At 56.5% G+C, this 11,753-nt stretch carries 11 protein-coding genes; 9 read left to right on the forward strand and 2 right to left on the reverse strand.

Features of this window, described 5'->3' with window-relative positions; translation table 11 throughout:
• Positions 1-36 precede the first annotated feature (36 nt).
• Complete coding sequence (locus tag CR159_RS00370) at positions 37-1,257, reverse strand: CaiB/BaiF CoA transferase family protein (protein WP_102072020.1); 1,221 nt, start codon at positions 1,255-1,257, stop codon at positions 37-39.
• 595 nt (positions 1,258-1,852) lie between these two features.
• Here CR159_RS00370 and CR159_RS00375 point away from each other — a divergent pair.
• The 7 genes from CR159_RS00375 to CR159_RS00405 all read left to right on the forward strand — a co-directional run bounded on the left by CR159_RS00375 (position 1,853) and on the right by CR159_RS00405 (position 8,993).
• The gene (locus tag CR159_RS00375; protein WP_102072021.1) at positions 1,853-2,347 is read left to right on the forward strand and encodes a MaoC/PaaZ C-terminal domain-containing protein; all 495 of its coding nucleotides are present in this window, start codon (positions 1,853-1,855) and stop codon (positions 2,345-2,347) included.
• Positions 2,348-2,363: 16 nt separating this feature from the next.
• Entirely contained in the window at positions 2,364-3,503 is a 1,140-nt protein-coding gene (locus CR159_RS00380) for an acyl-CoA dehydrogenase family protein (protein WP_102072022.1), read from the forward strand.
• Positions 3,504-3,548: 45 nt separating this feature from the next.
• On the forward strand, positions 3,549-4,958 hold the full coding sequence (locus tag CR159_RS00385) for an MmgE/PrpD family protein (RefSeq protein ID WP_102072023.1): 1,410 nt from the start codon (positions 3,549-3,551) through the stop codon (positions 4,956-4,958).
• 67 nt (positions 4,959-5,025) lie between these two features.
• The gene (locus tag CR159_RS00390) at positions 5,026-6,015 is read left to right on the forward strand and encodes a Bug family tripartite tricarboxylate transporter substrate binding protein (RefSeq protein ID WP_102072024.1); all 990 of its coding nucleotides are present in this window, start codon (positions 5,026-5,028) and stop codon (positions 6,013-6,015) included.
• Between the two features lie 21 nt (positions 6,016-6,036).
• Positions 6,037-6,954: an alpha/beta fold hydrolase gene (locus CR159_RS00395; protein ID WP_158238475.1), complete on the forward strand. Its 918-nt coding sequence runs from the start codon at positions 6,037-6,039 to the stop codon at positions 6,952-6,954.
• Entirely contained in the window at positions 6,951-7,751 is an 801-nt protein-coding gene (locus CR159_RS00400; RefSeq protein WP_102072026.1) for an enoyl-CoA hydratase/isomerase family protein, read from the forward strand. The genes CR159_RS00395 and CR159_RS00400 overlap by 4 nt, the downstream gene beginning before the upstream one ends.
• Before the next feature lie 75 nt (positions 7,752-7,826).
• Positions 7,827-8,993 (forward strand): acyl-CoA dehydrogenase family protein, encoded by a 1,167-nt coding sequence (locus CR159_RS00405; RefSeq protein WP_102072027.1) that lies wholly within the window; start codon positions 7,827-7,829, stop codon positions 8,991-8,993.
• Positions 8,994-8,998: 5 nt separating this feature from the next.
• Here the strand turns inward: CR159_RS00405 and CR159_RS00410 are convergent, their stop codons facing one another.
• The gene (locus CR159_RS00410; protein WP_102072028.1) at positions 8,999-9,811 is read right to left on the reverse strand and encodes an SDR family oxidoreductase; all 813 of its coding nucleotides are present in this window, start codon (positions 9,809-9,811) and stop codon (positions 8,999-9,001) included.
• Positions 9,812-10,051: 240 nt separating this feature from the next.
• On the opposite strand from CR159_RS00410, the gene CR159_RS00415 reads away from it, so the two are divergent.
• On the forward strand, positions 10,052-11,428 hold the full coding sequence (locus CR159_RS00415) for an acyclic terpene utilization AtuA family protein (protein WP_102072029.1): 1,377 nt from the start codon (positions 10,052-10,054) through the stop codon (positions 11,426-11,428).
• A 12-nt stretch (positions 11,429-11,440) separates the two neighbouring features.
• Complete coding sequence (locus CR159_RS00420) at positions 11,441-11,752, forward strand: AtuA-related protein (protein ID WP_102072030.1); 312 nt, start codon at positions 11,441-11,443, stop codon at positions 11,750-11,752.
• Position 11,753: the final 1 nt, after the last annotated feature.

An 11,753-nucleotide genomic window follows, 5' to 3' on the forward strand; every position in this document is an offset into this window, starting at 1 on the left:
GCTCTTTCTATTAATCGAGTGTGATAAATAACGTAGTCAAACGATACCGGATTGCTGGAGTTGCTTGAGGTCTTCGTCGCTGACGCCGAGGCGCGACAGGATCTGTTGCGTATGTTGCCCTAGCGCGGGCGGCGGCTCGGTGAGGTTCAGTGGTGTCTCAGAGAAGCGTATTGGATTGTTGATTCCCGGAATTGGCCCGTACAGGGGATGATTCAGGTCCAGACGCATTCCCCGTTCGACTACATGTGGGTCGTTGAACACGCGGTCTATCGTGTTGATGGGCCCGCAAGGTACTTGTGCTGCCTCCAGCAGGCTCACCCATTCTTCGACCGTACGCGTGCGTGTAATGGCCTCGAGGCGCTCGTTCATGGCAGAACGATTCGCGACCCGGTCACGGATGGTCCTGAACCTTGGGTCGCTTGCGAAATCCGGTTGCTCCACCGCATTGCAAAAGCGTTGAAACTGCGTGTCGTTACCGATTGTCAGGATAATGTGGCCGTCCTGGGCGGGATACACCTGATAGGGGGCGATGTTGGGGTGGCCGGTGCCCATGCGGCCCGGTGGGATCCCGCTGGTGAGGTAATTCATTCCCTGATTGACCAGCGAGCCTACCATGCAATCAAGCAGGCTTATGTCGATATGTTGGCCGCTGCCCCCTTGATCGCGGTGGCGCAACGCGGCCAGAATTGCTACGGTCGCGTACATGCCGGTCAGGATATCGGCCACGGCCACACCTACCCGCTGCGGGCCGCCGCCAGGCAGTTCGTCTCGTTCGCCGGTGACGCTCATTAGTCCGGCCATTCCTTGAATCAGAAAGTCGTAACCTGCTCGGTCCTTGTAAGGGCCCGTCTGCCCGAAGCCGGTTACTGAGCAGTAGACGAGTTGGGGATTGACCTCGCGTAACGACTCGTAGTCCAGGCCATACTTCTTAAGTGCGCCAACCTTGTAGTTTTCGACCAGCACGTCTGCGTCCGCTGCGAGCGCGCGGATGAGTGTTTGACCTTCCGGCCTGCTGAAGTCAATGGTGACGGATTGCTTACCGCGATTGCAGCACATAAAGTAAGCGGCGTCGCCCGGTTCATTGGTGTCGGCGGTATGCAGAAACGGAGGACCCATGTGTCGGGTGTCATCCCCGCTGCCGGGCCTTTCAACTTTGATTACCTCTGCACCGAGGTCGGCGAGGTTTTGAGTCGCCCACGGGCCGGCGAGAATGCGAGACAGGTCTAGGACCCGGATATTGGACAGCGTTTTTGACATGATGGCGCATAGAGAAGTGTGAGCGGAAACAATACGAACAATATCTCGACTATTCTGTTATGTCAATGTTAATTTCGTTTTCTAGCACGGATCTAGGATAGATAAAGGAATCTACAATTGTTATTCAAACTCATTATGTAATTAGCCGTTTTTTCTTGACAGTCGACTGTCTGTATTGCTACTTTTTGTGGCCAGATCAGAGCCATAATTTAATTTAAAAAAGTATATTTCGTTTTGATTTATCGAGAATGAGAAGGCTGTAGCGCGAAACCGCATTGCGTGCGCAGTTGCGGAGCGAGGGCTGTGTAGAGCGTCTCTTCGGGGAGGTGGAGCGCCGTCCCATGGTGGGTTGGCGTTACGATTCATAAAACGAAAATCGAAAAATTTAAATGAAACAGGAAATATGGTGCAAGAAGATTTGTGGCGCTTAGCGCGATAGCTAACCTATAAATAGAGTAATAGCTTGGGTAGTTCTGTTTGTGCATATAATGGAATTGATGTTGACATATCGAAATTCATTCCTTACTATTCGATTTTGCATAACTTTGATTTCGCCCTTGCTGGGACGCGATCTTCCATAAATTGAGACTTCGCCATGATGAATGTGCCGTACGGTGAACTCGCTATCGGGCAACGCTCCCGGTCGCGGGGGCGCACGATTACTGAAACAGATGTTGTCAGCTTTTGCATGCTTACCGGAAACTGGCTCGAAATCCACGCCAATGCAGAATTCAGTTCTAAATCGATGTACGGGCAAAGGGTCGTGCAGGGTGGGCTCGTTTTTGTTGTAAGTAACGCGTTGCTCGGCTTTGACTCTGAGGTGGTGGAAGCCTTCTACGGCGTCGACAAGCTGCGCTTCCTGAAGCCAACCTTCATTGGTGACACTCTCTATGCCGAGAGCGAAGTCATGGCGCTTCGCGACAAGGGTGAAAGCCATGGCGTCGCCACGGCGCTATTGAGTGCTGTAAATCAGCGGAACGAACGTGTAATGAGTTGCGAATTCAGCCTTCTGCTTCGCCGTGAGCGCTTGACTATGCCCCCGCAAGAAGGGCCGTTGCCGCACTCTGCGGCCGACACGAAAAAATATTGATTTCCCGGAGCTTTTTATGAATTTCTTGACAGAAGAACAAGCGCTTTGGCAGGAGACTGTTGCGCGGGTGATGGAAAAGGAAGTAACGCGCGAATACGTGCGACAGTGTGATGTCGATCGCCAGTATCCCTACGAAGCCTACGAAAAGATCGCTCGTATGGGATGGCTGCGTTTGCTGATTCCGGAAGAGCAAGGCGGTGACGGCGGCACCATTTTCGATTATGCCCTCATGTGCGAAGGGCTTGCGCGTTATGGTTTCGATTTCGCGACGGCGTTCATGGTTTCCACCTTTACGGCGATGAACATCGTCAAGTATGGCACGCCCGAGCAGCGCAAAAAATATCTTGCGCCTTTCATGAAGGGCGAGATCCGCTTCTCGATTTCCATTTCCGAGCCATCCGCCGGATCGGATGCGGCAAATACCAAGACACGTGCCGAAGCGGACGGGGAGCATTGGACGATACGCGGGCAAAAGTTGTGGTGTTCCGGTGCTGCGGCAAAGAATGCCGTTATTGCCATGTTGGTAAGGACAGACAAAGAAGCGAAGAAGCATCGCGGACTGAGCGTCCTCTTGGTTCCGAACGACACCCCCGGTCTTGATATCCGCAAACTGCCGACGATGGCCAGGCGGGCGACGGGCACGACAGAGATCTTCCTGGATGACGCCAAGGTGCCAGCCGGCAATGTTCTTGGTGCGCCTGGCACAGGCTGGGAGATCATTACGGATCACCTTGAACTCGAGCGTATTGCCGTTGCGGCTGCCTACGTCGGAAATGCCCAACAGGCCGTTACCGACGCTTTGCGCTACGCCCACGAGCGTATTCAGTTTGATAAGTCAATTTTTGAGTTCCAGGTGCTACGCCATATGTTGGCCGATATGCAAACCAGCGTCGACGCGGCCCGTCTCTTGGTGTATCGGGCAGCCGACATGGCGACTCGAGGGGAAGTGTGCAGTCGCGAAGTCAGCATGGCCAAGTTGTTTGCTTCCGAAACGCTGCAAACCGTGACGCGAAACGGGATGCAGATCCTTGGCGGTCATAGCATGCTCCCAGAGGCGGACATGGAACGCTATTTCCGCGAAGGTATGCAGTCCACCATAGGTGGCGGTACGTCGCAGATACAACGGACGATTATCGCTAAATCCCTGCGTCTTTAAGTTCGCCAGCCGAGCACAACGCATAGCCCTTCACCAGGAGATCTCATGACAACTTTGTCTTCGTCCGTTCCCGAAAGTGATCTAACCGCGAGCCTCGCGGAGCAGGTAGTTGAAATCGTAAACCGGGGGTTGACCGATCCGGACATCGAACAGGTTAGACGGCTCATGCTGGACTCGCTTGGTGTGACGCTTCGCGGGTCGGTCCTGCCGTGGGCTCGCGATATCGCGAATTGGTCGCAGCGCTTTGCCGGCACAGGCGCTGCCCCCGTCATAGGTGCTGAGTTTTCCGCAACTGCGTCGGTCGCCGCGCTGGTTCACGGAACGGCGGCGCACGGCTACGAACTGGATGACACACACGATGAAACGATGAGCCATCCTGCGTGCACCGTGCTCCCGGCAGCTTTGGCCGTCGCGGCCGAGACTGGCGCATCCCAGCGTCATCTTCTCGTTGCCATCGCGGCTGGCTACGAAACCATGGCGCGTGTCGGCATCATGGCGCACGGACTTCACGTAATTGAAGGCGGCTTTCATCCTACGCCGGTATTTGGCTCATTCGGTGCCGCCACGGCTTGTGTGGTGCTGCTTAACGGGGAAGATCGGGCGCTCGAGGCGGATAAGCTCATCAGCGCTTGGGGCCACGCGCTATCCCAAACGAGCGGAACAATGCAGTTTTCAGTGGATCCGACCGGGGGCGCCGTGAAGCGGCTGCATGCTGGATACGCCGCGCGCAATGGCGTGATAGCCGCTGAGTTGGCCATGGAGTCCCAAATCGGTACGCCCCGACGCTCATTGGACGGCCGTTATGGCCTGGCCAAAATGTTTGGTGGTGAAGTTCATGGCGCAGCTATAGCTCGCCAGGCACAAGACCCTTTACAGATCCACTGTATCAGTCTCAAGCCGTATTCATGCTGCCGGATTTTCCACTCGACTATCGACGCGCTGGGTGAGGTGACCGACGGATACAGTGTGCCCGCGGATCAAATCCGTCGCATCGTTGTGCGAGGGCCGCAGCTGATCGAAGACCAGCATATGATGCGTCGACCGCGTTCGGTCATGGCGGCGCAGTATAGCTGTCCCTACCTGATCGGTGCGTCACTGGCTTACGGACCATCCCGTTACGACGCATACAGTGAAGCGCATCTCGACGACCCGCGCATTCTTGAAGTTGCCGATCTCGTACATTTCGAGTATGACGCTGAGCTCGAGGCGATGTATCCAAAGCAATTCCCGACAGCGGTCACCATCACATTCGCCGACGGCTCGGTTAAGACCTCATTGGTGAAAGACAGCTTTGGTACGCCGGCCAAACCCATGACGGTCGATCAGATTGCCGAAAAAGCGCGCAATCTGCTCACGGAAATAGACTCGAAGATCGATATAGACGCATGCCGGAAACTGATCTGGAGCGATGGCACCGACGCTCGCGCTCTCGCAAATATCATGGCGGGAAGATGACGCCATGCGGAAACACCATGCTGCAATTACGCAGTCGTATGACAATACCTCGGAGGAGACACATAACATGACCACGAACCGCAGAACCTTTCTAGCCGCCAGCGCCGCCCTGCTGGGCGCCACGTTGCTTGGCACACAAGCCATTGCGCAGTCGAACGCTCAGAGCTTTCCTACCAAACCCATAACCATCGTTGTGCCGTTCGGCGCGGGCACCACAACGGATCAAGTTGCGCGATTTCTTAGCCCGTACCTCTCCGCCGAACTCAAGCAGCCGGTGGTCATCGACAATAAAGCCGGGGCCAGCGGTTCGATCGGCATGCAGTTCGCGGCACGGCAACCCGCCGACGGCTATACATTCGTGCTCGGCACGAATACCACGCATGCGGCCAACGTCAGTCTGTTCAAACAGCTTCCGTACGATCCAGTCAAGGATTTCACGCCGATCAGCAATCTGATCATTGGCGGCGTCGTTCTGGTGGTGAGAGCGGATCATCCTGCGAAGAATGTCCAGGAGCTCGTTGCCATGATGAAGAAGGATCCGGGGGGCATGACGTTCGGTGCCGGCAACTCTTCTTCACGCGCGGGCGGCGAGGTCATGCGTGAACTCGCAGGCGTCGACATCTTGCACGTTCCATACAAGACTCTTCCTGTTGCGCTTACCGATCTGATCGGAGGACAGATCGACATGGTGTTTGGCGATGCTCCGGCAGTGATGCCCTTGGTGGAAGGTGGCAAGCTGAAAGCACTTGGCGTGTCCACAAGCAAGCGTATTGCCAAGTATGCGGACATTCCGACGATTGCTGAACAGGGAGTGAAAGGCTATGAAGTAACGGGGTGGATCGCTGCTTTTGGCCTTAATGGCACACCGCCGGAAATCATAGCTCGTCTCAATGAAGTCATCGTTCGCGCCATGAAGTCGCAAGAGGCGGAAAAGCAGTTCGGTTCACAGGGCTGGACGCCGGTGGCTGGCTCACCGGAAGAGCTCGCGAAATTCCAGGCGACTGAGATCGATCGGTGGGCACGTTTGGTCAAGGCGGCGGGCATCGAGCCAACCTAAGTGATGCACAGGGAGGAAGGCGTGGTAGAAAAACATGGCAAGACGGCGTCGCATCCGATTCCGAAGTGGGCACGAGCAGCCCTCGAGATGCCCAGTGGGTCCCAATATATCGATGTCGACGGCTGTCGTGTTCATTACCTGGTCTGGGGCGATCCTGATCTTCCCCCCTTGATGTTGGTGCATGGTAATGCCGCTCATGCCGAATGGTGGCGCTTCATTGCGCCGCTGTTGGCGAACCAATACCATGTGCTGGCCATCGACCTGGGCGGCATGGGTGACAGCAGCCATTGTGGCCGCTATGAGCGGGAGCGCTATGCTGAGCAGGTTATGGCGGTACTGGATGCTGCTTCGCCGGGCCGTCCACCATTCATTGTGGGGCACAGCATGGGGGGCTTCGTCACTATCATGGCCGGCGCTGCGCACGGTGACCGTATCGCCGGCATCATTGTTGTCGATTCGCCGATCGAGGCGCCCGATAGGCATAGTCCTCCGTACGCGGTGCAGGTGAAGACGCCTGGCGATATTTACGCGAATCGGGCCGAGGCCTTGCGCCGGTTTCGCCTGGTTCCGCAGCAGCAGGTCGGATGTCAGTTCTATCTTGACCATATCGCCTATCATTCTGTGGTGGAAACGGCGGGTGGCTGGCGATGGAAATTTGACCCGGCGGCGGTGGGACATCCACGGCCTACGGAGTTCACCGAGGCACTGCTACATATGCGCTGCAACGCTGCTCTGTTTATCGGAGAGCAGAGCGAGCGTGTTGACGACGAGGCCCGCGCTTACATGCGCCGCAGCTTTGGCGGGTGCATCCCTATCATTGAGCTGGCCAACTGCCGTCATCACGTCATGCTCGATGAGCCCTTGGCCTTGGCAGCCGCTATTCGTACCCAACTTTCCAATTGGTCCCTTAACGATACTGACTCCAGGAATGGCGCATGACGGATTCCATGGTTGATTACTCCTTGAGAGAGGGTGTAGGCCATATCGTGCTCAACCGTCCGGCAAAGCGGAATGCATTGAGCCTGGATATGCGGACGGTGCTATGGGAGGCTATAGAACAGGCCGACAAAGATGATGAGGTCCGGGCAGTACTGCTATCGGGAACGGGCGAGCATTTCTGCGCAGGGGGCGATATAAGCGAGATGCGCCCCGGCGCATTGGATGCCGAGGCGGGCCGGGACCGCATTGCCCCCGTGAGCAAGGGTGCCCAACGTTTGTTGGAGATGACGAAGCCTGTCGTGGTGGCTGTCGACGGGTGTGCCTATGGCGCTGGATGCAGCCTCGCGTTGGCAGCCGATTTTGTTGTTGCCACCGAGCGCGCGCGTTTCTGCATGTCCTTCCTTCGGCTGGGATTGATTCCGGACGCATGTGGTCTGTTTACGCTACCGCGAGTGGTGGGCTGGCTTCGCGCGAAAGACATGCTGTATTCGACCCGGGCGATAACCGGCAGCGAAGCGTTGGAATACGGAGCGGTCAACGAGCTTGCGGCGCCCGAGCACTTGCAGGCTCGTTCCTGGGAAATCGCCGTGGCGATGGCGAGCTTGCCGCGAACCGCTTTTTCCTTGATTAAGACTGCATTGTTGCGGTCGATGTCGGCGGACGTGGGAACAATGGTAGATACCGAAATGGCCGGGCAGGCCATTGCATATTCGACGACATATCACGAAGAGGCCGTCAAGCGTTTGCGGGCGGGTTCACCGCCTCTTTATTCATGGCCGGTAAACGACATCGACTGATTCTTCGGGCCTGATAAGGATCGCGGCGGTGCGTTCGAAGGCAAGCGCCGCGTATGGATACTGCATAGGATACTCATGGACTTCCAACTCAGCTCACAGCAGCAGCAACTCCGCGCCGCCATTTTCGATCTGTGCCGGCGCTTTGATGATCAATATTGGCTGGACAAAGATCGAGACGGCGGCTTTCCCGAGGAGTTCTATCGTGCAGTCGCCGATGCGGGCTGGTTAGGCATTGCGATGCCCGAAGCGTATGGCGGGGCGGGCCTTGGTATCCTGGATGCGGCACTAATGATGCAGACAATCGCAGAATCGGGCGGTGGCATGTCGGCGGCATCTTCAGTGCATATGAATATTTTTGGGCTGAACCCTGTGGTGGTGTTTGGCACGGAGGAACAAAAAGCCCGCGCTTTGCCGCCCCTCATCCGAGGCGAGTCCAAGGCGTGCTTTGCCGTGACGGAGCCTGATGCCGGCCTGAATACCACCAAGTTGACCACACGGGCGATTCGCGAAGGTGATCGCTATTTGGTCAGTGGGCGTAAGGTTTGGATCTCTACCGCACAGGTGGCAGACCACATGCTGCTTCTCGCGCGGACGACTCCGATCGAAGATGTTCAATCCCCAACCAAAGGCTTGAGCCTTTTCTATACGCGTCTGGACCGGCGTTACGTTGAGGTCCGCGAGATCGACAAAATGGGCCGCAAGGCGGTCGATTCCAACGAACTCTTTATCGACGGGCTGCCAGTTCCTGTCGAGGACCGCATCGGTGACGAGGGAGAAGGCTTTCGCTATATCTTGCACGGTATGAATCCTGAGCGGATTCTGGTTGCCGCCGAGGCGATCGGTATTGGCCGACTTGCGTTGGCGCGTGCGGCGAATTATGCGCGCGAGCGGGTCGTATTCGGAAGGCCTATCGGCCAGAACCAAGGAATCCAGCATCCTCTTGCCCAGTGCTGGGCCGAGCTCGAGGCTGCGGAACTCATGACGCAGCGCGCTGCCAGCCTGTATGACGACGGCTTGCCCTGCGGCCCTCAGGCCAATGCTGCGAAGTATCTGGCGGCAGAGGCCGCCGTTAAATCTTCCGAAACCGCTATCCTGACGCATGGCGGATTCGGTTATGCCAAGGAATACCATGTGGAGCGATATCTACGAGAGGCGATGATAATGCGCATAGCACCCATCAGCCCGCACCTGATTCTGTGCAATATCGCAGAGAAGGTGCTGGGCCTGCCGAAGTCGTACTAGCGTATTCAAACTTTTTGGTAGCGGTGTCCTGGCTCGGGAAGTACGAAAACGCCTTTGTTTAGCCACTGGCCTCCGTCAATTACCAGTACTTCGCCGTTGATGTAGTCCGCGGCAGGGCTGCACAGGAATAAGCCGGTTTCAATGGTTTCTTCGATAGTAGCGAAGCGCCCTGCGGGAATGGAGTCGAGAATGCGCCGCTGGCCTTCGGCGGTGGGCCAAAGCGCTGTGCGTGACTGCTCGGTATCCACGAAACCCGGGCAGAGGCAGTTGATTTGTATATTGCGTGCGCCCCATTCGACTGCGAGTGTCTTCGACATGGCGATCACGCCTGCTTTCGCCGCTGCCGAGTGAACTGTTCCTGGGCCGCCATGCCAAGCGTATGCCGCAGAGATGCTCAGCACTTTTCCAGACCCTTGGTTCAACATGTGCTTGCCGGCGGCGAGCGTACAGTAGGCGGTGCCATTCAGCACGGTATTGATGACCGCATTCCAGCCGCGGGAAGAAATATCTTCGGCGCGTGCGACGAAGTTTCCCGCCGCGTTATTGATCAGGACATCGATACGGCCGGTTTTGTCGACCACGTCGTTGATGGTGGCATCGACCTCTTCTGGATTGCGGATGTCGACCGGACAGATCAAAGCCCGGCCTCCCGAGTCGATGATCTCCGCCGATGTTTCGCTTAACGCCGCCTCTCTTCTCCCCCCAAGGGCAACTGTCGCGCCAAGCGCAGCGGCCCGTATTGCAAATGACTTTCCGATGCCCGTTCCCGCTCCGGTAATGAAGAATGTTTTGTTCGAGAAGGTTCCTGTTGCAAGCATTTCAACATATCCTGTTTGAAAACGAAATATAAATAGAAAAATTGGAATTTAAGTGGTATGAGTGATGCTGAAAATGGTCTTTGTTGTAATCAGTATGATGATATCGTTGACATCGGCAAATTACAAATTTAAAATGGAATTCAATTTATTAAAACGGAACTGTTTAGAATGGACGGCTATTCGGGATGCCGCTGTTTTTTCGGCAGTTCGTCGTGTATCGATAAAGCTAGGAGATGGCGAATGAAAGAGGTTCTGCGATTAGGGGCGGGGTCTGGTTTTTGGGGCGACGCCCAGGATCCAGCCGCTGAGCTGCTGGAGAAAGGTGAACTGGATTACTTGTGTTTCGATTATCTGGCCGAACTGACCATGGCATTGCTCCAGCGGCAGAAGATGAAAAATCCCGCTGCGGGCTATATACCAGACGCGGTGCAATGCATGAGTGCACTGCTGCCTGAAGCGCGAGAGCGCGGGACACGCCTGATATCCAACGGCGGGGGTGTCAACATTCGTGCAGCGGCGCAACGTATTGTTGAAGGGGCAAGGAAGGACGGCCTGTCCGGTGCGCGCATTGCGTTGGTGGAAGGAGACGATCTGCTCAGCAAACTGGACTTGCTGGAGGCCAGCGACGTGCCGTTGACGAACATGGATACGGGAGATGAGAACTTTTCTGTTATACGCTCCCGTGTGGTTTCGGCGAACGTCTATACCGATAGCTCCGGTATTGTCGAGGGCTTGAAGGGTGATGCAGATGTGGTGATCACAGGTCGCGTGTCGGATAACGCCTTGTATGTTGGTCCAGTGGCGCACGAATTTGGATGGCGGCGAGATGCGGCTCATACCGACTTGCTGGCCGCGTCGGTGACTGTCGGCCACATCCTGGAGTGTGCTGCGGGATGCACGGGTGGCATGTCGTCGCGCTTCGCGGACATGCCCCGCATGGGGCATGTTGGCTTTCCGATCGCCGAGTTTCGCCGTGATGGCAGTGCCGATATCACGAAGCTTCCCGGCACCGGAGGGTGCGTCGATCTCTTTACGGTCAAAGAGCATTTGGTCTACGAAATCTCTGATCCGCGCAATTATCTTATGCCGGACGCCGTTGCGGACTTCACCTCTTTGCGCTTGGATGCCGTCGGCGCCGATCGTGTACGGGTGTCCGGCGTCAGGGGCAAGCCCGCGCCCGACCTGCTCAAGCTTGTGGTTGGGTACCAAGATGGCTGGATAGGGGAAACCATGGCGTTCTTCCCTTGGCCGAACGCTTATGACCGTGCCTGCAAGGCTCGCGAAACCATGCTCGAGAGATTCGAGCGGATGGGGCTGGCGGCTGACCAAATCCAGTTTGATTTCGTTGGCCTGAACATGCTGCATGGTCCGGCCGCGCCCGCCCCAGAACGGAAGCTGGCCAACCAAATGAGCGAGGTGGGGTTGCGCTGCGCGGTACGTACCAGGACGCGAGAGGAAGCTGACAAGGTTCGGCGTGCCGGTACCCACTTATGGATCATGGGTCCTGGTGGAACATCATTCGGCACTCCGATGAAGACGCGACCCATTGTGGCTTTGTGGCCAACATTGATTCCTCGCGAATTCGTTCAGCAAACCACCGACATCTTAGTAGCTTGAGGGGAATACGATATGACACGTCAACTTCATGAAATTGCCTATGTCAGGTCTGGAGATAAGGGGGACACTTGTACGGCGGGCCTCCTGGCCAAGACCCCCACGGACTACTCACTTCTATGCGCAAGCGTAACGCCGGAAGCGGTGAAGACGCTTTATGGCGACTGGGTAAAGGGTGAAGTGCACTGCCATCCCATGGATAACATCCAGGCGGTGGTGGTGGTAATGCACGGGGCATTAGGAGGGGGGGCGACGAAAACGCTCCGCCTGGATCAGACCGGCAAGTCGCTGGGACACGCGCTGTTGCGTTTGAGCGTGGTGGAGTGAC

The organism is Pollutimonas subterranea, assembly GCF_002849655.1.
Lineage (GTDB): Bacteria > Pseudomonadota > Gammaproteobacteria > Burkholderiales > Burkholderiaceae_B > Pollutimonas > Pollutimonas subterranea.